A 21,523-nucleotide genomic window follows, 5' to 3' on the forward strand; every position below is an offset into this window, starting at 1 on the left:
TATGAAACGTGCAGTACGAATTGGTGTTGGTGGTCCTGTTGGGTCAGGAAAAACGCAATTAATCGAACGGCTTACTCGGCGGATCCATAATGATTATAATATCGCGGTAATTACTAATGATATTTACACTAAATGGGATGCCGAATATATGGCTAGGAATTCTGTCCTTGATGAAGACCGGATTATTGGGGTTGAAACAGGTGGTTGTCCTCACACTGCTATTCGTGAAGATGCTTCAATGAATATGGCTGCTGTAGAAGAACTAGAGCAACGGTTTAATAATGACCTTGACTTGATCTTTATTGAAAGTGGTGGAGATAATTTAGCGGCAACTTTCAGTCCAGAATTAGTTGATTTTTCAATCTACATTATTGATGTAGCTGAAGGTGAAAAGATTCCACGGAAAGCTGGACAAGGAATGATCAAGTCTGACCTCTTTATTATTAACAAGACAGATTTGGCTAAGTACGTTGGTGCTGACCTTGATCGGATGAAGAAGGATTCAGAAAAATTCCGGAATGATGGCAACTTCCTTTTCACTAATTTAAAGAAGGATATTGGTCTTGATGGAGTTGTTGACTGGTTGAAGAAAGATGTATTACTTGAGGACTTGGAAGATGAAAAGTAAAGATTATGATGGCGTGATCGACCTAGCATTTACCCATAAGAAGGGTCGCGACTTTGCTAAGCGGACTTTTCGAAAGGGAAATTCATGGTTATCATTTTGCCAACCTAATAAAGATAATATTCCATATTACTTTCTCATAACAACTGGGGGAGGATATGTTGAAGGCGAGAAATATCATCACCAAATCACATTAGATGATAACAGCCATGCTATTGTAACTACCCAATCTCCAACTTATGTTTATAAGTGTGAACATCATCAAACGACAACGCAAGAGGATGAGTTTCATCTTGGCAAGAATGCAATCTTAGAATTTTACCAAGATGAGACGATTCCATATAAGGATGCGTGCTATCAGCAAAAGACAACAATCAATATGGAAAAGGGCGCTAAGCTTATTTTGACGGATGGCCTTTCAAAAGGATGGTCACCAGATGGAGCACCTTTCCAATATGATGAAGTAGGTTTACAGACAAAAATTAACTATGATGGACAGCTAGTTTATAACGATTATCTGTTGGTAGATCCAGAATCAGACCCAATGCAGGAAATCGGTTATTTTGAAGGTAAACTAAATTTCAATTCGGTTGTTATTATTGATGAAAACATTACGCAAAAGACAGTTGAAGAATTGCGGAAGTACTTGGAACAGTTTGACGTTAATATTCATTATGGTATTTCTCTGCTTGAAAAAGATGGAATGGTGCTGCGGTTATTAAGTGATAGTGCTTTTGAAAATCACAAATTAATGTGGCACTTTATCAGTTACTATCGGGAAAAGATTCTTCACTTCTCTGAACTTAATTTACGGAAGAGTGAACACCTTGAACGAGAACAAGCTTAAAGCAGGTAGATAAGAATGAATATTATTGTTACAGATTTACTTGCAGCTGGAGTTGGTGCATTTTTTGGTGGTGGCTTACGAAGTCTACTATCAGATGTATTAAACACTGACTATGACCATTACCGTTGGGGAACCATTATGGCAAATCTAATTGGTTCGTTATTGATTGGTGTCTTTGCCGGAATGGTCACTAGTGATGAGCTGCGAAATACAATGAATGTTTTGCTAGCAACTGGCTTTTGTGGTGGATTAACTACTTTTTCTACATTTTCACTAGAAACTTTGAAATACTTCAAAAGTGGTAAAAAGCTTTTAGCCTGGACATATTGGGTAGGAAGCGTAATTGCCTGCATTTGCTGTGTTTACTTAGGATTATGGTTCCACTCGTGGTTGTAGAAAGGAGTTAATAAGATGAGCAATGGTTTGAAATTGCTAGTAATTGGTTGTGGCTGTTTTTTCGGTGGCGCACTCCGTTATGCTTGTGAATTGATTTCAGATTTGTGGATCAATCCACCATTTGCTGATCCGTTAGCAGTCTTAATTGTCAATGCTGTCGGTTGTTTCATTATTGGATTATTTACCGGCTGGGCACTGAAAAAGATTGTCCCTAAGGATTGGCACACGATCATCACGACAGGTTTTTGTGGTGGTTTAACAACGTTTTCATCCTTCGCCCAGGGAATAACGGTATTGTTTATGGGTGGCCATATCTGGGTCGGAATTTTCTATATTTTGGCTGATATGATTTTAGGATTATTTGCTGTTTATGCTGGCCTTTTCTTAGTAATGGGAAAGAATTATGGCGAGGAGCTGTTGAAATAGATTAAAAGGAGTGGGATTAGTGCATATTCCAGATAATTATTTGAGTCCGGCAACTTGTGCAGTGATGTTTGCAGTTGCTGCGCCGGTAGTGGCGGTCTCTGCAAAAAAAGTAAAAGTACAGTTAAAAGAACATCGTGAACTCGCACCGATGCTAGGTATTGCAGCCTCATTATCGTTTTTGATGATGATGTTTAATGTTCCGGTACCTGGTGGAACGAGTGCACACGCGGTTGGAGGTACGCTGCTTGCAATCTTAATTGGGCCATACGCGGCCTCAATTGCAGTTACTGTCGCGCTAATCTTACAGGCTTTTCTCTTTGGTGACGGTGGAATTCTTGCTTTAGGTGCTAATATTTTTAATATGGCAATTATTATGCCGTTTACTGGTTATTGGATTTATAACTTTTTGCGTAAACACCATCATGCAAGTTTAGGCGCAATCATTGGTTCATATTGTGGAATTAATCTTGCTGCTTTGATGGCAGGGTTTGAGTTAGGAATTCAACCTTTAATTGCGCATACGGCGAGTGGGGCGCCGTTATATAATCCATACCCATTAGCGGTAACAATTCCAGCAATGGCTTTTGCACACTTAGCAGTAGCAGGGTGGATTGAAGCTTTCTTTACCTATGTTGTTTATACTTTTGTCAAGAAAGTTGCGCCTGCTGAAATTTACAAGAATGACCAGCAAAGAACGCCTAAAAAGGGTTCACTTAAATATCTGGTATATGTCATTATTGGCTTAGTTGTCCTTTCACCAATTGGGTTGCTCGCTAGTGGAACGGCTTTTGGTGAATGGGATAAGACTGAGTTACTTCACCGCTTAAAATTAGAACATATTTCAAGTTCAGTACCTGCAGGGATGAATCATGGGTTTAACTATACAGCATTGTTTGGTGACTATACGATTCCCGGAACAAGTTTGCCAATTGGCTATATTTTAAGCGCAATCACAGCAATATTAATTTTCTTCTTAATAAGTAAGGTGCTGATGGCAGTCTATGGTTCAACAAACAAAGCCCCGAATAAATAATCAACCTAAAAATAAACTAGTAGGAAAGTTACCAGTCTGGTTAATGAATTCAGAGCGGCATCAAGTTCCCCTAACAAAGGGGCGGTTAGTGCAAGATAACTTGAGTAAATTTGCCGCATTGGTTGCTTTTCTTACGCGAATTACACCAGTTTATTCTGCTAAGAATTCACCATGGGTTCGAATTGTTGAACTGATTGGTTTAACAATTTTGATCGTATTATCATCGCAAGTTATGTTTTTATGGCTAATGCTAATCTTGATGTTAGTGCACCTACTTATCTTGCCTGGATCGGTAATAATTACAATTAGTAAAAAACTTTGTAAATTGTTACTTGTTTCGTTAGTTGTGCTTTTACCAAGTTTATTATTACAGGCAAATAATATTGGGTTATTTCTAGCGCGGATTGCACTAATCATGTTAAATATTTCCATATTCTTAAGTATTACTTCTTGGCCGCAGTTCATTCAAGGATTGAAACAATTACATTTACCAAATGTTATTATTCTAACTCTCGATATTACAATGAAATATGTTTATACATTAGGTGTTTATATCCAGGAATTATTAAGCAGTATTAAATTACGGACATTTGGACAACACGTAAATCGGCGTGTTTTAGGTGTAATTATCGGACAAGTGTATCTATCAGCAAAAAAACGAACCAGTGACCTTTACCAAGCAATGTTATTACGGGGATATAATAGTAATAATGTCGCAAGTTGGAGACTTAGTTGGAATAAATATGATGTTATTAGTATGGGAGAATTGTTATTAGCAATTGTTGCATACTGCTTAATACGAGGAGTGGTTGCATGATCAAAATAGCTAACGGAGCTTATACTTATGGAACGCAAACGGGTTTTCATGATGTAAATATCAATGTTAATCGTGGGGATGCGGTCTGCATTATGGGTCCAAACGGATCGGGAAAGTCGACACTATTAAAAACAATTGTTGGCCTATTTAGTTTAGAGAACGGCAAATATACATTTAATGACCAGACTATCGATAAGAAGTTTTTAAAAGATTCAACTAAAACTGGTCCATTTTATCAGAAATTTGGCTTTGTCTTTCAAAATAGTGACATTCAATTATTCAATACTAGTGTAACTGATGAGATTGCATTTGGCCCTCAACATTTAGGACTTCCGCAGCATGAAATTGATCAACGGGTAAATGATTGTTTAAAGCTTCTGAAAATTGAACGACTACGTGATCGGGTGCCATATCACCTTTCTGGTGGGGAACAAAAACTTGTGGCCATTGCGAGTGTTCTGGCGATGAATCCTGACATTATAATTCTTGATGAACCGTTTAATGGTTTGTCACCAAAATATCGGGCATTGATAACTCAGATTGTTAATCAGCTTCATCATGCAGGAAAAACAATTATTATTTCGAGCCATCATTTTAACCAGATTAGATCGTTAGTCGACCGGGTTTATGTTTTTTCTGAAGACCATACTATTACCCGGGAAATAACTGCAGATCAATTGGAAGAAATGCCCCGCTTTATTGATTACTTAGATAATTTATAAAATGAGAGCTGTTTGTAACAAAAAATGAACGCTAATGTTAGCTATTAACATTTAGTGTTCATTTTTATTATTTTAAACAAATTTATAGCCAAATCCCCGTACTGTGAGAAGGTGAGTTGGGTGTTGAGAATCATCTTCGAGTTTATCGCGGAGGTGACTAATATGAATATCAACGATCCGTGAAGTATCAAGGATATCATATCCCCAGACGCCATTAACGAGTTGATCCCGATTTAATACCTGTCCTTTATGATCAACTAAGTAGGAAAGTAATTGAAATTCCTTGGGGGTTAGAGCGATTGTTTTATCATTTTTAGTAACAGTATAGGTTTCTTGATTAATTTCCCATGATCCCGTAGTTATTACTGGGTCATTTTTTGTCGTATTATCATCAGCTAATGAATGCATCTGTGGATAGTGGTAAATCCACAATCGCTGCTGAATTAAGGGGCGAAAAACACTGGGAAGAAGGGGAAATTCAATTATATCATCAACATGTGCTCGGTATAATTTTCGTTGAATGCGTTCTGTAAGGTGGGGGACCAAAACGGTAATTGGTCCTTGGACTTGCGACCTAATAAGGGTCATGGTAGCAATCGTGGTGTCTAGACTTACTTCCGTCATATCCCACCAAATCCCACTAATTTGATTTTTTTCTAAGGCTACTACTAAGCCCGTCGGAGTAGTCACGAGCTCATAGGTCCAGTGTTCTTTTTTACAAATGGCTTGTAATTGTTGAACGAGACCGTCTTGCTGGCTCATTAGTAAAAATTTCTTGGTCATAATAATTTCTCCAAAATTTACATAACCTTTACATTACAAAGATTAAAAATTTACATCGACTTGCTATTCTCTATTTGTACCATACGAAATATATGAAAACAACTAATAAACAGGTAGGAATAGTAATGAAAAAAACGATTATCGGGGTTGTTATCGTCGCAATAGTTTGTTGGCTAGGTGGGTCATGGGTCCTCGCTAAGCAACAACCATCACAAGAAAAAATTACCATTGTCGGCTCAACAGCTCTTCAACCATTAGCGGAAGCAGTTGCAAATGATTACCGGACTAAGCATCCCCAAACCAGCATTATTGTGCAGGGTGGTGGTTCAGGAACCGGCCTTAGTCAAGTGCAGGCAGGAGCAGTAAATATCGGATCTGCTGATATCTTTGCTGACCAGCAAGATGGGATTAATGCCAATAAATTAGATGATAATATTGTTGCTGTTTCGGGAATAGTACCAATCGTTAATGAAGAGCTTGGAATTAAGAATTTGACAATGAAACAGCTGCAACAAATTTTTACGGGACAAATTACGAATTGGCAAGAAGTTGGTGGGCCTGATTTACCAATTACGGTTATCAATCGTGCTCATGGAAGTGGAACCCGGGTTGCGTTTGAGCAGACAGTATTGGAACCAGGGATGCGGGCAGTGAATGCGCAAGAACAAGATTCAAACGGGACAGTAAAAGAAATTATTAGAAATACACCAGGGGCAATCAGCTATATTGCATTTGCTTATCTTAATGACCAAGTTCAGTCAGTTAAGCTTGATGGAGTAGCACCAACTGCTGATAATGTTACGACTAATAAGTGGCCATTATGGTCATATGAGCATATGTATACGCAGAAACACCCATCCCAATCAACTGCAAGTTTCATTAAATATATGCAAAGCGAGAAAGTTCAAAAGACACTCGTAACAGAAGCGCATTATATTAGTATTCATGATATGAAAGTTGAAAAAACACCGACTGGGAAAGTAACTGAAAGGAAATAATACGATGGAAGACTTACGACAACGTTTGACACAGCCCTCTGTTGAAAGTAAGCAGGAAGCCTCGGGAAAAGTAATTAGCTATCTTGCAATTACTTTAATTGGGGGATTAGTAGCAACGATTTTAATCTTTTTAACTTGGAAAGGAATCGCCCTCTTTACTGGTAATCACTATTCATTGTGGGAATTTCTAAGTGGGATTAACTGGCAGCCAAGTGATCACATATTTGGGGCGTTACCGATGATCGCTACTTCTTTTAGCGTTACTCTTTTGTCAGGAGTAATTGCCTTGCCGCTTGCCTTAGTAGTTGCTATTGCAATCACAGAGATTTTGCCATCAACTGCATATAAGTTTCTCCAACCGACCATCGAATTATTAGTCGGAATTCCATCCGTGGTGTATGGATATGTCGGTTTAACAGTAATCGTTCCCTTTTTACGGCGCTTTTTCGGTGGCACTGGATTTGGGATTCTCGCTGCAACTTGTGTATTGTTTTTGATGATTTTGCCAACAATGACTTCGATGACAATTGATAGTTTTAGGGCGGTTCCCAAACAATATCGCAATGCTTCTGCGGGGCTAGGAGCAACTCGCTGGCAGACGATTTCGCGGGTGATTATTCCGAGTGCCAAAAGTGGTATTTTAACAGCAATGGTATTTGGGATGGCGCGGGCATTTGGTGAGGCCTTAGCAGTTCAAATGGTGATCGGAAACACGACGGTAATGCCAACGGGATTGATGCATTCAGCGGCAACCTTGACTAGTGTTTTAACTACTGGAATTGGAAATACAGTCATGGGGACAATCTCAAACAATGCGCTCTGGTCCTTAGCTTTAATTCTATTGGTAATGTCGTTGGCCTTTAATCTGTTAATGCGGCTTGTTAGCCGGAAAGGGGTAAAATAATGCGTCCAGAAAAAGTAGATCGGTTGGCAACCGTGATTATTTTAACTTTAACCGGTTTAGTGGGGTTAGTTTTATTTGCCTTATTAGCGTATTTATTACTATCAGGTATTCCTCATATTTCTTGGCATTTCTTAACTTCAAGCGCGGAATCGTTTAGAAGTGGTGGGGGGATTCGCGATCAATTGTTTAATTCTCTTTACCTAGTTGTTTTAACATTAATCGTTTCAATTCCTTTAGCATTATGTGCTGCTATTTACTTAAGTGAATATGCCCCAGATAATCGATGGACAAACTTATTACGGTTGGCAATTGAAGTTTTAAGCTCATTGCCATCAGTGGTAGTGGGCCTATTTGGTTACTTAGTCTTTGTCTTGCAATGGGGATTGGATTTCTCTTTGCTTGCTGGGGCACTAGCATTAACGATTTTGAACCTGCCAATTTTAACGCGGGCATGTGAAGACGCTCTTCGCCAAGTTCCTTATCTTCAACGTCAGGCAGGATTGGGATTAGGGATGTCAAAGTGGCGCGTAACAACTAAAATTGTTTTACCAGCTGCTTTACCGGGGATTATTACGGGAGCGATCTTAAGTGCTGGCCGCATCTTTGGGGAAGCTGCTGCCTTGATCTACACGGCCGGGCAGAGTTCACCAGCAATTAGCTATACCGATTGGAACCCATTTAGTCCTACCAGTTTCTTAAATCCATTACGACCAGCCGAAACTTTAGCCGTTCATATCTGGAAAGTTAACAGTGAAGGGCTGGTTCCAGATGCCCGTGCTGTTTCAAATGGTTCAGTAGCGGTTTTGATTCTAACGATTTTAATCTTTAACCTATTAGCTAGATACATTGGTTATTTAATCAAGCGACGACTTGCAAAGTGAGGATAAGAGAATGGAAAATTCAGTTGCTCTTGAAGTGAAAAATTTACAAGTATTATATGGTGACAAACATGTTGTTCATGACGTTTCAATGAAATTTCCGGCCAACAAGATTACGGCAATGATTGGGGCTTCTGGTTCAGGAAAGTCAACATTACTCCGCAGTCTTAACCGGATGAACGATGACTTAGCAACGGTCAAAGGTGAAATTAATTTTCATGACTTGAATATTAACCAGTCTAAAGTTAATGTTTACCGGATTCGTCAACAAATTGGAATGGTCTTTCAACAGCCGACACCGTTCCCTTTATCAATCTATGAGAATGTTATTTATGGATTACGGCTTGCGGGAGTAAAGGATCGGCAAATTCTTGATCAACGTGTAGAAGAAAGTTTGCGTCAGGCAGCTTTATGGGAAGAAGTCAAAGATCACTTAAAGGAAAGTGCACTAGCCTTATCTGGGGGTCAGCAACAACGGCTTTGTATCGCGCGGACGCTTGCGGTTCAACCGGAAATTATCTTGATGGATGAACCGACAAGTGCCCTCGATCCAGTTTCGACTTCGCAAATTGAAGATACGCTAGTACAATTAAAAGAGAAATTTACAATTATTATGGTTACCCATAATATGCAGCAAGCATCACGTTCAGCGGACTGGACAGCTTTTATGCACCAAGGAAAATTAATTGAATTTAATCAGACAGCAGATATTTTTATGAATCCTCAACAACAACAAACAGCAGATTACCTTAGCGGAAAATTTGGTTAGGAGTGAAAACATGGGAGCTATTTTTGATGATGAATTAAAACGGCTACGGAGCCATTTTATGGAAATGGGAATTGATGCTAGTGAGCAGATCTATCAAGCAACGAAGGCATTTACGGATCATGATGCTGACTTAGCGGATAAAGTTTTAACAACTGATGCAAAGATTAATGATGAAGAAATTCATTTGGAAAAACAAGCGTTGAAGCTAATGGCATTGCAAAACCCGGTCGCAACCGACTTTCGGAAAATTATCAGTATCTTAAAAGCTAGTACTGATATCGAAAGATTAGGGGACTATTCTACCCATATTGCCCGCGCTGCGATCACCTTAAGCAAATTTGAACATCATGAAAAAATTGAACAACCGATTGAACAAATGATGATGATTGTTCGCAAGATGCTTGAACGAATCCTCGATGCTTATGTCTATACTGATGAGCAGGTTGCCTATGAGGTTGCTAACGAAGATTTGAAAGTTGATTTACTTTATGTAAAATTACAAAAAGTAATCATGAAAGCGCTGGTTAAAGGTGGCGAAGATGTGAAGGTCTATGAAAGTTATTTAGCCGTTATTCGGAATTTAGAACGAGCAGGTGACCATATTGTTAATTTAGCAGAATGGATTATTTACAGTGGATCAGGAAAACTGGTCGAATTAAATCCAGGAAAGGCTGATCCAACATTAGTCCGTCGAAAATTAAAAAAAGAATAATTAATAATAAAAGCAACCTCAATGTTGATTGGAGACAGCGAGATTGCTTTTATTGTTAGAAAGTTTAATTATAGAGATTGCTTTGTAACTGTGTATTAATGAATATTCTATTTTTTGATTAAACAACAGCGCTTCTAAGGGGGAGAGAAACACTAGAAGAGATTTTCCGATGTTAAAAATCATTTATACATGATAATGAGCAAGTTATAATGATAAAGGAAGAAAAGTAGCTATGTGATTAATTAAACTAGCTCAAAATAGACATCAAGTAGATAATTTTTTAACATGGCCCGGAAAACAAATCATAAATCCGCTCCTTTCGAGATGAAAGATGATAAATGAATGGAATAGTAATTAGGGGATTAATTACTATTTCAGTGCTATCTAACATAATGGGGTATCAGTTAGATAGAATAAATTTATTTTTTTAAATAAATTTATTGAATTTCATTTATCACCTTTATATTACCGTTTTTTTTTTTTTTTCAATACCAATCTCATAAAAATATTTATTTTGGATAATTATATTATAACCGAAGGAATATAATAAAAATTATTAGACAAAAGTATAGAAAAAGTAATGAAATCCTTGAACAAATTTCCTAGTGTTTAGCTGCTTTTAATATGGCATTTTTGGGGAATTATCAATTTTGTGACTAAAATCACTGGCTATCCAACTTGGGAAATAGCTAATTAATTGGAGTATGAAGAAATTTGTTATAATATTGCAAAAGATTAGTTAACATTTTCACAACGGGTATGATATAATACTTACAAACAAGAAATCCACTTGTTTATTTAAGTTAGATAAAAGACTCTTCATTGAAACAATGCATCCCTTTATCCAATTAACATCAACAACATTATTTGTTTCATAGATGAGTTTACTAAGTTACAAGCTTGATTTTTCCTACACAGTGTTAAATCAGGCTTTTTTAATGCGGTTAGCCTGTAATCACAATGAAGGATATGTTAGCTAAAAATATATCTTCAGTAAGTTATTAACAGAGAAGAATTATTATGACACAATCTTAACGACATTAGCTGCTCTCGAGGGAATGAACTAATCGATTCCTTCATCAGTGCAAAGGCCTTGCTGATGTAAGATCTTCATGATCTCATCACGTTTAGTATAGTGACGCTCGAGTTTAGCCCCAGCAATCTGGTTGGTAAAGGAATCACTTCGCTGGTTAGTATCGCGAAGATCGTAGTAAGTAGTAACTTCTTGATCATAATCGCTTAAGTCACTGAATTTGATCTCTTTCGGATAGTTATTATTAAATGCGATGAATTTTAATGGAAGGCGGGGCTTTAGTTGAGGTTCTTGATCAGGTACACCGATTTGTAATCCTAAAACTGGGAAGGTCATTTTAGGAAGATTAAGAACTTCGATAATTTTTTGCGGATCATTTTTAATTGAACCAAGGGGAACGACCCCGAGCCCCATACTCTCGGCAGCAGTAATTACGTTTTGTGCAGCCATAATTGCGTCATCGAGGCCTTGAAAGAAAATATCTGCCGTATGTAAACGTCCATCATCCTTGCCCTTTTGTTGCCGTATTTGTTGGTTGCGATAAAGGTCAACTAAAAAAATGAACAGGTCTCCATTTGCGCCGACATACGGTTGCTTACTAATTTCCCTAATTGCGGCGCGTTTATCTGGATCAGTAATATGCATAATTGACATCTGCTGCATAAACATACTAGTTGGCGTATGACTAGCAACAGAGTAAAGAGTATTCAGTTGTTCTGCTGAAAGGTTCGTTGGCTTAAATGCCCGAATTGTACGATGGTTTAATTGGTGCATAATAGTTTCATTGGTCATAAAAAGGACTCCTTTATATTAATTGAAGGGAGTGGGACAAAAGTAGCGATACCTTATGCCTCACTCCCTCATTTTTTAAAGTAAATGTTGTTCTTCCATTAATTCGCCAATCCAGTTCTTCTTGATTTTTTTGAGCAGTGGTTTTTCAACAATTTTTGGAATTGGCAAGTCAATTTCTTCAAGCGGTTTTTTATCGTTCATATAGTACATTGCCCGCATTAATTCGCGAATATCATAGATCGAATTAAAGACTTCTGGTACCCCGCGATCAACGTTAAGGAGACTATAAACAGCTTCCATTGCAGTCCGAACTGAATATTCAGTTGTAAAGACGGTATCCCGAGTTGGCGATTCGGCAAAGTTACCAATGAAGGCCAGGTTAGCTGACCCCTCAGGAACAACATCAGGACGATCGCCTTTCACCCGCGGCATGAAGTAGCTAGTAACGAATGGCATATAAACAGGAACGGTGTTAACCGATTCTTCTTTTGCTAAATCATCAATTAAAGCTTCTGGAACCCCAATATGGTAGAGCCATTCTTTAGTGATTTCTTCTCCAGTACAGTCAACAATTCGTTTTTTGATGTAATTACCTTCTGTATCAGAATAGAGACCATAGATCCATACAATGGTTTCGTTTGGCTTTTGACTCTTGAAATGAGGTTGGCGGTGGATAGTCCAACTCATCATCCAATTAGAATCAGTGACGGTAATAATTCCACCAGTGTTTACCTTTCCATCATGAAGGTCACGCTTAGTTAGTCGTTCAATGTACGGTTCGATTTGTGGATTCTTAACGGTAGCAGTTGCAGAAATAAACCAACTGCGGTTAGGAATATTTTTACAAAAGACGTCAGGGTGACCGAACGCTGGTGATTGTTTAGCAATATTTTCCCATAATTTCCAGCTGCCACCAAGGGCACGGGTTGGTTGCGCTACCTGATGGTGACTCCCATAATTTGAACTTTCCGTGATTGAACCATTGGTAACAAATACCAGGTCATCGTCAGTTAAGTTGATGGTTTTATCTTCGCCGCCTTGCTTAAGAATAATCTTTTTAGCGTGCTTTTCACCATTCTTGGTATCAACTAGGACGTTTTGGACCTGTGTATCATATTCAAACTTAACACCATGATCTTTAAGGTATGCAAGCAATGGTTTGGTCATTGATTCATACTGGTTGTACTTATTGAATTTAAGAGCAGTAAAGTCAGGCAAACCGTCAATATGGTGGATAAATCGCATTGCGTATCGCCGCATTTCAGCTAATGAGTGCCATCTCTCAAAAGCAAACATGGTTGACCAATAAATCCAGAAGTTACTCTTGAAGAAGTCCTCAGAGAAGTAATCACCGATCGTTAAGTCGCCGAGCTGATCTTCAGGTGTAAGGATCAGTTTCATCAATTCCTTAGTTGACTTGCCGAGAAGATACTTACCGTCAGTGGGAACCTCATTGCCCCGTTTATAAGTTAAGCGACAATTTGAACTATTTGGATCATCCTTATCTAGCCAATAATATTCATCAAGATAGGATGCGCCAGGGATTTCCAAGGATGGAATTGAACGATACATATCCCACATACATTCAAAGTGATTTTCCATTTCACGGCCACCACGAGTGACAAAGCCAACATCGGGGCGATCTTGACCATCTAAGGAACCACCAGCAATTGGTAACTCTTCAAAAATATGGATGCTTTCGCCTGGCATTTGGGCGTCACGAATTAAGAAGACAGCCGCAGAAAGACCTGCTAAACCAGCACCAACAATATAAGCATGTTTTTTATCCACTCCCGCCGGCTTACGGGGACGAGCGAATGCTTCATAATTTCCGTTTGAATAGTACATAAAAAGGTCTCCTTTCAGGAAAAACAATCTAGTATACAATTATATTGTAGCGCTTTCTCGAGATGATTTCCCAGGAAATAAAATAATGGTTTAGAATTTAAGAAAAACGCTTATAATTAGTTGAGTAATATTAATACGAGGAAGGATTAACGTGATTGAAATAAATAAACATAAATATACCTTTCCAAAAATCCTTACATTTGGGTTCTTGACCGTGATTTTTATGGGAACAATCTTGCTCTCCTTGCCGTTTGCAACACGACCGGGAGAAACGACAAATTTTATGACTGCTTTCTTCACTTCAACGAGTGCAACTTGTGTAACAGGGTTAACCCTCGTTAGTACAGCTCATCATTGGACATTATTTGGTCAGATTGTAATTGCAATCTTGATGGAAGTAGGCGGATTGGGCTTTATGACATTTGCAGTTATGATGTCACTTTTGGTTCGGCAGCGGATGAGGATGTCGACAAGGTTGCTAACCCAAGAAGCGCTTAATCTTGACCACTTATCCCAATTGAATGTGGTTTACCTTATCATTCGGCTTTCGTTACTTATCCAATTGGCGGGTGGAATCTTTTTATTTTTTGACTTCTATCCTCGTTATGGTTTTGGCAAGGGAATATGGTTTAGTATTTTTCACTCAATCTCAGCCTTTTGTAATGCCGGTTTTGACTTGTTTGATAATAGTATGGCAAATTATGCTAATGACCCTTATATGTTATGTGTGCTTGCTGTTTTGATTATTGCTGGATCATTAGGATTCTTAGTATGGAAAGACATCCTCAATTATCCAAAATATCACCGGCTATCGTTACATACGCAGTTAGCATTACGAACTGGGGCAGTGTTATTCATTGTTTCTGTGATTGTTTACTTTATTACTGAGAAAAACTTAGCGCAATTAAGTGATAAATTAAGTTTTTCCAACCGTATTCTCAATACCATCTTTATGGCAATCACCCCACGAACTGCCGGTTTAATCACTTTTCCTTATACTGATTTAAGCGCTGCTGGTCTCGCGTTTACTGTTATTTTGATGTTTATCGGTGGAACGCCAGGGTCGACTGCTGGTGGGGTTAAAACAACGACAATCGGACTATTGACGATTCAGAGTTTTGCGACCTTGCGTGGGCAACGGGATACGACTTTTGCCCATCGGCGCTTTACCCAAGAAAATATTTATCGGGCATTGACATTATTATTTGTTGCTTTATTTATTCTACTTGTATCAATTTTAATTCTTGTAGAAACACAGGATTTGCCCAAACATGATTCGTTAGCGTATGTTACCTTTGAGGCGGTGGCGGCCTTTGGAACAACTGGAATATCGTTAGGAATTACAACCCACCTTAATTTACTAGGTCAATTTATTATTATGTTTTTGATGTTTGTTGGACGGGTAGGGATCTATACTGTAATGTTCTCAATCCTAAATGCAAGTACAGCAGCAAAAAATTATCGTTATCCAGAGGAGAGTGTGTTAATTGGCTAAAAAAGAAAGTTATGCTGTTATTGGAATCGGACAATTTGGGGCCTCGATATGTGAAGCCTTAGTTCAAGCCGGGCAAGAAGTATTGGCGATTGATTCTAGTGAAGAAGTGGTAAATGAATTTGCAGGGTCAGTTATGCGGGCGGTAATTGCGGATGCGCAAGATGAGGATGCCCTGCGCGACCTTGACATCGGTAGTTTTGACCATGTTTATATTTCGATCGGAAAAAATGTTGAAGCAAGTATTATGGCCACACTAATCGCTAAAGAACTTGGGGCACCAGATGTAATCTGTCGGGCTGAGAATGTTAATCATGCGCGCGTTTTAGAACGAATTGGCGCTGATATGGTTGTTCGTCCAGAGCATGATTTAGCTAAGCGACTTATTTTCCAACAATTAAATCCCAGCGTCATCGATTATGTAACTTTAAGTAAGGAAATAACCTTAGCAGAAGTAAATATTAATAACCCGAAGTTCTTTAATAAGACTTTAGACGAACTGGATTTTCGTAATCGTTATAATGTTAATGTGATTATCATTGTTAGCCAGGATGATGAAGTCAACCAGATGCCGCAAGCTAATGATGTAATTCAACCACATGATAAGATTACAGTCGTAGGAAATTTAAAAGATATTCGAAAATTAAACGATATTGTTAGTTAAATAATAGGTGAAGAGAATTGATAGTCGTGATTGTGATCGTAATTGTTATAGTTGCTGGGATTGTTGGATGGTGGTTCTGGCAACGACAACAGGTTTGGGAAAAGATAAGTGCTGATTTATCGCTAGGTGAGAATGTTCAAATCCTTGATATGAGCGTTGGTAATGGAAAAACGTTTATTAACCTTGCCAAGCAATTGACTGTTCCCGGGAAAATTATGGGGATAGTTAAAAATGAAAAGCAGGCACAGCAAGTAAAGGAACTGATAAAAGAAGAGGTAGTAGCTGATCGGGCGAAAGTAGAGTTGACTGATAATACTAATTTGCCTTTCACTGATCATCAGTTTGACTATGTTCTGATTAGTAATTTACAACAGGTGAAACCAGCAATTACGCAAGGACGTGTTTTACAAGAGGCGATAAGGGTCCTCGCTTTTAAGGGAACCCTAGTGATTACTGCTACTACTGTGCAACGTTATCGTCAACTACTGGAATATTATCGGTTTAATGATATTAAAGTTAAACAAATAGGTGGACAGCGTGTGATGGTTGCGCGACGAAACTAAAATAAAGAAGCAGGGTTTGAACATAAATACCGTTCAGCCCTGCTTCTTTAATTCAGTTGTAAAATGAGATTGATAAAAGCGTCACACCAAAGATAAAAATTTTTTAATATCAAATTACTCTCCCAAAAGTAAATAGTGCCCAGTCTTTTATTGCATCAAAAGTTACAACAAAATTTATTATCATCTTACAATATTTGATTAGTTTTTTAAACACTGATAACTGAAAATAAGGGTATTTATCTATTGGGTTTATGCTGATAAATAATGAAAAAATTATACCAACACCAGCAAGTTCAACCCCGTGACCAAGCTAGCCAAAACATATCCAAGGACGGTTTGCCATGGTGAATTAACGTGTGGTCCCATCAGTTTCTTATTGCCCGTCAAAGCAACAAGGGGATAGAGGGTAAATGGTAAGGCAATACTAAGGACAATTTGGGCATAAATAATGAGTTGCTCAAACTGCTCTTCGTTGAAATTAATCATGAAGCCGATAATTAGGATTGGTACTAAAGTTACGGCCCGAGTAAGAAGGCGTCGTTTCCATAGCGGGAGGCGAATATTGATAAAACCTTCCATGACAATTTGGCCAGCCAAGGTACTAGTGATTGAGGAGATTAAACCAGTTACCAAAAGAGCAAAGGCAAAGAGCCAACTCATTAATGGGCTTGCTAGAGTACCGACGATATGGGGATTCTTTAGTCCGAAAAAGACATCCTCAAGACTGCCGAGACTTACCGCGTGAAAGAAGAGGGTTCCACCAAGGATAAGCAGAAGAGCGTTGACGATGAAGGCCGCAAAAAGGTGAATTAATGAATCCCAATTAGCAAAACGGAGCGTTTCTTTGACTTGCTTTGGATCATGCTCATTATAGCGTCGACTTTGTGCCAGGGATGAATGAAGGTAAATATTATGGGGCATAATCGTGGCCCCGACAATTCCTAAACTAATTAGCAACTCACTGTGATTAGTAAAAATCGTGGAACGGGGAATAAAACCGTCCATGATTGCGGAAAATTCGGGATGAGCCCGGCATACTTCAATCGCAAAGATAGTGCCGACAACCAGAATGGCAGTTAAAACGATAAATTCAATTCGGCGGATCCCAAAATGAAGGAAAAATAAGACAACTAGCACGTCCGCAATTGTTAATAGGACGCCGATAAGTAATGGCAGCTTGAATAGCATGTTTAAGGCGACGGCAGTTCCGACTACTCCGGTTAAGTCAGTTGCCATCATCGCTATTTCATTAAATAACCACAGGGCAATCCGCAGGGGAGTAGGTAAGCGTCGCGCGATTGCCTGGGCAAGGTCGGTTCTGGTGGTAACGCCGAGTTTAATTGATAAAGATTGCATGTACATAGCGATTAAAATGGCGGTAAAAAGGACCACTAAGAGTTGATAGCGGTATTGGCTACCACCAGCAAGGGAAGTTAACCAGTTCCCCGGGTCCATATAACCAACAGCGACTAAAGCACCCGGGCCACTATAAGCAAGAAATTTTTGCCAAAATGCACTTTGATAGACATTTGGAACATCAACACTCCCATTGATTTCGTCTAAACTTTTCCGTTCCATTTTTATCCCTTTCGTTGCACAAGATCGGTAATAAACTGGGCAAATTCTGGTGAATCATTGAGCGAAGGCACCATTACAAGGTTATTTCCGCCATTTTCACGAAAGATCTGATAGTTTTGCACTTGATCTTCTTCTAACGTTTCTAAGCAGTCCGCCACAAATGATGGGGCAACGACTAACACATCACGATGCCCGAGTTGTGCCTCATTAAGCAGGGTATTTCGGAGGTAAGGTTTTAACCATGGCATTGGGCCAAACTTAGATTGGTAAGCCATCTTAATTTGCTTTTCGGGAATGTTCAGGCGTTTGATCAGTTCTGCGGTAGCCGCTTCTGTTTCATCGCGATAAGGATCACCATGATTAACCATGGCAGTCGGAATTCCATGATATGAAATGAGTAATTTATCATATTTCCCCCTATCCCATGCCGTTTGAATTTGCTTAGCCACTAAGTCTAGATAATCTTCTTCTGCCGAGAAACGATCAATTATTTTCGCTTCTGGATCAGCATCCTTTACCTTATCAATAATTGTTTGGGTTGTACTTTTAGTGAAAAAAGGGAAGAGCGGCAAAACTGTGATATTTTGGCATTCCTTTTTCATTTCGGCGATTGTATCGCTAATTTTAGGCTTGCCATAGGTCATTGCCATTTTGACAACCCATTCCGGCATTAATTCCTGAACCTTAGCAACCAATCGTTCTGTGTAGACAATTAATGGGGAGCCATCTTTTGTCCAACAATTACGATAAAAAGTCGCTGATCGCCATGATCTCGTTGGGAGAATAATCCCACGAAGGAGTGGCTGCCATAATGCTGGTGGCATTTCGATAACATTTCGATCACTGAGGAATTCTTTCAAATAACGTTTAACGTCGGGAGTTGTTGGCGTATCGGGTGAACCGAGATTGACTAATAGTAGTCCATTCTTTTTCATAGGTATCGCTCCTGCTTTATAAAATAATTCTTTTTTATTTTACACCTGTCACTGTAAATTTTCTTGACAACTTACTTTTAACTAGTTATTATTACTGTAATTTGAATTACGAGGAAATTACCAATGGAAAACAATTATTTTGTTAACGCAAATACTTGTTGTTGTGAATCGCGTCTTATGCGACTCACTTTTTGGTATACTCATTTTTAATTGAATTACTATCAAGTTGATAATACATAAGGCACAAATCCAAGATTATTCTTGAGTTTGCGCCTTTTTTTATACACTGAGGAAGAAGGAACTTATGATGTTAGTTGAAAATACTTATGATTTGATTGGTCACACCCCCTTAATGCACTTGCCGATGAAGACTCCGAATGACGTTAATATTTATGCTAAGCTCGAAATGTTTAACCCAGGTGGCAGTATCAAGGATCGTTTGGGGATGGCATTAATCCAGCGAGGAATGGAAGAAGGAAAAATAAAAGATTCAACAACGATTATTGAGCCAACGGCCGGAAATACAGGAATTGGAGTCGCTTTAGCAGCATTAAAATATCATTTGCCAGTTAAATTAGTGGTGCCAGAAAAATTTAGCTTTGAAAAGCAAACATTAATGCGTGCCTTGGGAGCTGAAGTGATTAATACCCCTAGTGAAGAGGGAATTAAGGGGGCGATTGCGGCTGCAAAAGAATTGGCTGCTGAAATCGGGGATGCGTACGTGCCTTTACAATTTCAGAATCCAGCGAATCCTGATGTTTATCAACACACCTTAGGACCAGAAATTTTAGCTGACCTTGCTAATAAACCGCTGGCGGCCTTTGTGGCGGGTGCAGGAAGTGGTGGCACTTTTGCAGGAATTCAAAAATCGTTAAAGGATGCCTATCCTGAACTTAAAGGCTATGTAGTTGAGCCAGCGGGATCGATACTAAATGGCGGTCCAGCCCATCGTCACCGCACAGAAGGAATTGGAGTGGAGTTTATTCCACCATTTTTCAAGGATTTAGATTATACCGGGGTAAAAACGATTAGTGATGACGATGCATTCTATTATGTTCGCTGGGTTGCTAAAAATCTCGGCCTCTTTATTGGGAGCTCTAGTGGGGCTGCGCTTGCGGCAAGTTTAGAAGTTGCTAAAGAATTGCCACACGGGGCTAATTTAGTCACGGTATTTCCTGATTCAAGCGAGCGTTACCTTAGTGAACATATTTATGAGGAATAGACATGAATATCTTTCATTTCATTACGGATCGTTCATACATTAAAGAAGAACAAAAACACAATTATTTTAAAATAAAATGGTTGAAAATTTTTAGGTGGCATCGTTAATTCGCTTTTATTATCTATGTAATGTTCAATGTCTCTATTTCTAATTTAGTTAAGTTGTTACCTTAATTAAATAAAGAAGACGGGATAATAGTAAACCTCGGCCATTTATTTTAGTAGCTAATTGACGTGAAAATGTGGATAAGTTTTGAAGAATAATAAAACTAATGAGTTGGCACGAACAAGTAATAAGATAGACATATAGCAGTATTAGGATTAATTGCTGCTATGATTATTTAGGAATTCTACCAAAAGAAAAAGCGTTAAATTAGAGGAAGAGCTATCTGCCACTAAAATAAATCCTCAATTTAACGCTTTTAATAATTAGAAGAATATTTTACTCATAATAATCATAAACACCAATAAGCAGGTTGAACTAATCGCAGCCGCACCAAAAACGGCACCTCCGCGTTTGAAAATAACCTTAAAGTTTACTGAAACACCTAATGCAGCCATTGCCATTCCTAAAAAGATGTAGGCTGCTTGAACAAGTGCATCAAGGAAGGCTGGTGAAAATGGAAGAAAGGTTCCTAACACACTAGTTAAAATAAAACCACCAAGGAACCAAGGAATTGGTAATTTCTTTGGTTCTTTAGTATGTTCTTCTTCACTTTCAACTACAAGGCGATGTTGATACCAGTAACCAACAATTAAAGCGACTGGCGCTAAGAGAAGAACACGTGAAAGTTTCATAATAAGGGCGTTATCTAAACTTGCTTCACCAAAAGCACCCCCGGCTGCAACGGCATGAGCAATTTCATGTAATGAACCACCGGCAACAATTCCAAACTGTGGATCAGTAAGCCCGAGGAGTGGCTTGATACCAATTTCAACTAAAGTAAATACTGTCCCCATTACACAAACAACAGCAACAGCTAATACTTCATTTTCTCGTTTGCGCTCCTCGTTGTCGGTTTCAATTTGTGGTGAAACCCCCATTACGGCAGCTGCTCCACAAATACCACAGCCGCAAGCAGATAGAATAGCTAATTCATCTTCTGCACCAAACTTTCGACTGAGCCAATAAGTAAGGACAATGGTTCCGGTAACCCCAATAGCTGCAACCAAAATAGTCTTAACTCCAGCGGCAGCAAGCTTTTCTAGGTTTAAGCGGAAACCAAGGAGAATAATACCAAGTCGTAAAAATTTGTTAGAAATAAATCCGATGCCGCCTTGAGCCTCATTTCGCAAGCTAGCAGGAGTCAACTGCATTACAATACCTAATAATAAAGCAATAACCAATGCCCCGATCAAGTTGACATAAGGCAGTTTTGCTAAAAGAACTCCAGCGACAGAACAAATTAAGGTCATAATGGCAGCAATCCAAAATGACCTAGTCTTCATAATACTCATTAGATTTTCTACCCCCAAAATAATAATTG

The 21,523-nt window shown here is 38.7% G+C and carries 22 protein-coding genes; 16 read left to right on the forward strand and 6 right to left on the reverse strand.

Annotation, left to right across the window (positions count from 1 at the left end; genetic code table 11):
• The first annotated feature begins 1 nt into the window (after position 1).
• From ureG to H5S10_RS08205, 7 genes are read left to right on the forward strand one after another with little or no spacing between them, the layout of a single operon-like run.
• Positions 2–628 carry an urease accessory protein UreG gene (gene ureG / locus H5S10_RS08175; RefSeq protein ID WP_182589263.1) on the forward strand — a complete coding sequence of 209 codons (627 nt, stop codon included), beginning with the start codon at positions 2–4 and terminating at the stop codon, positions 626–628.
• Positions 618–1,472, forward strand: a complete 855-nt coding sequence (locus tag H5S10_RS08180; protein WP_182586803.1) for an urease accessory protein UreD — start codon at positions 618–620, stop codon at positions 1,470–1,472. Before ureG ends, H5S10_RS08180 begins: the two co-directional genes overlap by 11 nt.
• 15 nt (positions 1,473–1,487) lie before the next feature.
• Positions 1,488–1,868 (forward strand): fluoride efflux transporter CrcB, encoded by a 381-nt coding sequence (gene crcB / locus H5S10_RS08185; RefSeq protein WP_134907686.1) that lies wholly within the window; start codon positions 1,488–1,490, stop codon positions 1,866–1,868.
• A gap of 15 nt (positions 1,869–1,883) precedes the next feature.
• Entirely contained in the window at positions 1,884–2,294 is a 411-nt protein-coding gene (gene crcB, locus H5S10_RS08190; RefSeq protein ID WP_182586804.1) for a fluoride efflux transporter CrcB, read from the forward strand.
• Positions 2,295–2,313: 19 nt separating this feature from the next.
• The gene (cbiM, locus tag H5S10_RS08195; RefSeq protein WP_182586805.1) at positions 2,314–3,327 is read left to right on the forward strand and encodes a cobalt transporter CbiM; all 1,014 of its coding nucleotides are present in this window, start codon (positions 2,314–2,316) and stop codon (positions 3,325–3,327) included.
• Positions 3,296–4,144 (forward strand): energy-coupling factor transporter transmembrane component T, encoded by an 849-nt coding sequence (locus H5S10_RS08200; protein ID WP_182586806.1) that lies wholly within the window; start codon positions 3,296–3,298, stop codon positions 4,142–4,144. Before cbiM ends, H5S10_RS08200 begins: the two co-directional genes overlap by 32 nt.
• Positions 4,141–4,866, forward strand: coding sequence for an energy-coupling factor ABC transporter ATP-binding protein (locus H5S10_RS08205; RefSeq protein WP_182586807.1), 726 nt, complete (start codon positions 4,141–4,143; stop codon positions 4,864–4,866). The genes H5S10_RS08200 and H5S10_RS08205 overlap by 4 nt, the downstream gene beginning before the upstream one ends.
• A gap of 72 nt (positions 4,867–4,938) precedes the next feature.
• Here the strand turns inward: H5S10_RS08205 and H5S10_RS08210 are convergent, their stop codons facing one another.
• A complete protein-coding gene (locus H5S10_RS08210) occupies positions 4,939–5,649 on the reverse strand; it encodes a winged helix-turn-helix domain-containing protein (RefSeq protein WP_182589264.1) in 711 nt (236 codons plus the stop codon).
• A 125-nt stretch (positions 5,650–5,774) separates the two neighbouring features.
• On the opposite strand from H5S10_RS08210, the gene H5S10_RS08215 reads away from it, so the two are divergent.
• From H5S10_RS08215 to phoU, 5 genes are read left to right on the forward strand one after another with little or no spacing between them, the layout of a single operon-like run.
• Entirely contained in the window at positions 5,775–6,647 is an 873-nt protein-coding gene (locus H5S10_RS08215) for a phosphate ABC transporter substrate-binding protein (protein ID WP_182589265.1), read from the forward strand.
• A gap of 4 nt (positions 6,648–6,651) precedes the next feature.
• A complete protein-coding gene (gene pstC, locus H5S10_RS08220) occupies positions 6,652–7,551 on the forward strand; it encodes a phosphate ABC transporter permease subunit PstC (protein ID WP_182586810.1) in 900 nt (299 codons plus the stop codon).
• Positions 7,551–8,432, forward strand: a complete 882-nt coding sequence (pstA, locus tag H5S10_RS08225; protein ID WP_019253675.1) for a phosphate ABC transporter permease PstA — start codon at positions 7,551–7,553, stop codon at positions 8,430–8,432. Before pstC ends, pstA begins: the two co-directional genes overlap by 1 nt.
• A 10-nt stretch (positions 8,433–8,442) precedes the next feature.
• Positions 8,443–9,198, forward strand: coding sequence for a phosphate ABC transporter ATP-binding protein PstB (pstB, locus tag H5S10_RS08230; RefSeq protein ID WP_182586811.1), 756 nt, complete (start codon positions 8,443–8,445; stop codon positions 9,196–9,198).
• A 10-nt stretch (positions 9,199–9,208) separates the two neighbouring features.
• Positions 9,209–9,910 carry a phosphate signaling complex protein PhoU gene (phoU, locus tag H5S10_RS08235; RefSeq protein WP_182586812.1) on the forward strand — a complete coding sequence of 234 codons (702 nt, stop codon included), beginning with the start codon at positions 9,209–9,211 and terminating at the stop codon, positions 9,908–9,910.
• 1,063 nt (positions 9,911–10,973) lie between these two features.
• On the opposite strand, the gene H5S10_RS08240 is transcribed toward phoU, so the two are convergent.
• Both H5S10_RS08240 and H5S10_RS08245 read right to left on the reverse strand, forming a co-directional pair.
• Positions 10,974–11,735 carry an NADPH-dependent oxidoreductase gene (locus H5S10_RS08240; RefSeq protein WP_182589266.1) on the reverse strand — a complete coding sequence of 254 codons (762 nt, stop codon included), beginning with the start codon at positions 11,733–11,735 and terminating at the stop codon, positions 10,974–10,976.
• Positions 11,736–11,810: 75 nt separating this feature from the next.
• A complete protein-coding gene (locus H5S10_RS08245) occupies positions 11,811–13,583 on the reverse strand; it encodes an oleate hydratase (RefSeq protein ID WP_182589267.1) in 1,773 nt (590 codons plus the stop codon).
• A 151-nt stretch (positions 13,584–13,734) separates the two neighbouring features.
• Here H5S10_RS08245 and H5S10_RS08250 point away from each other — a divergent pair, with 151 nt between their 5' ends.
• From H5S10_RS08250 to H5S10_RS08260, 3 genes are read left to right on the forward strand one after another with little or no spacing between them, the layout of a single operon-like run.
• On the forward strand, positions 13,735–15,078 hold the full coding sequence (locus H5S10_RS08250; RefSeq protein WP_182586815.1) for a TrkH family potassium uptake protein: 1,344 nt from the start codon (positions 13,735–13,737) through the stop codon (positions 15,076–15,078).
• Positions 15,071–15,739, forward strand: coding sequence for a potassium channel family protein (locus tag H5S10_RS08255; RefSeq protein ID WP_182586816.1), 669 nt, complete (start codon positions 15,071–15,073; stop codon positions 15,737–15,739). Before H5S10_RS08250 ends, H5S10_RS08255 begins: the two co-directional genes overlap by 8 nt.
• Before the next feature lie 17 nt (positions 15,740–15,756).
• Positions 15,757–16,302 (forward strand): class I SAM-dependent methyltransferase, encoded by a 546-nt coding sequence (locus tag H5S10_RS08260; RefSeq protein ID WP_182589268.1) that lies wholly within the window; start codon positions 15,757–15,759, stop codon positions 16,300–16,302.
• A gap of 273 nt (positions 16,303–16,575) precedes the next feature.
• On the opposite strand, the gene H5S10_RS08265 is transcribed toward H5S10_RS08260, so the two are convergent.
• Both H5S10_RS08265 and hemH read right to left on the reverse strand, forming a co-directional pair.
• On the reverse strand, positions 16,576–17,880 hold the full coding sequence (locus tag H5S10_RS08265; RefSeq protein WP_182589269.1) for an Nramp family divalent metal transporter: 1,305 nt from the start codon (positions 17,878–17,880) through the stop codon (positions 16,576–16,578).
• A 2-nt stretch (positions 17,881–17,882) separates the two neighbouring features.
• Positions 17,883–18,815 (reverse strand): ferrochelatase, encoded by a 933-nt coding sequence (gene hemH, locus H5S10_RS08270; protein WP_182589270.1) that lies wholly within the window; start codon positions 18,813–18,815, stop codon positions 17,883–17,885.
• A gap of 307 nt (positions 18,816–19,122) precedes the next feature.
• Here hemH and H5S10_RS08275 point away from each other — a divergent pair, with 307 nt between their 5' ends.
• The gene (locus tag H5S10_RS08275; RefSeq protein ID WP_182589371.1) at positions 19,123–20,037 is read left to right on the forward strand and encodes a PLP-dependent cysteine synthase family protein; all 915 of its coding nucleotides are present in this window, start codon (positions 19,123–19,125) and stop codon (positions 20,035–20,037) included.
• Positions 20,038–20,465: 428 nt separating this feature from the next.
• On the opposite strand, the gene H5S10_RS08280 is transcribed toward H5S10_RS08275, so the two are convergent.
• Positions 20,466–21,494 carry a YeiH family protein gene (locus H5S10_RS08280; protein WP_182586820.1) on the reverse strand — a complete coding sequence of 343 codons (1,029 nt, stop codon included), beginning with the start codon at positions 21,492–21,494 and terminating at the stop codon, positions 20,466–20,468.
• Positions 21,495–21,523: the final 29 nt, after the last annotated feature.

Origin of the sequence: Limosilactobacillus balticus (assembly GCF_014145615.1) — a bacterium.
In the GTDB taxonomy this organism is placed as follows: Bacteria; Bacillota; Bacilli; order Lactobacillales; family Lactobacillaceae; genus Limosilactobacillus; species Limosilactobacillus balticus.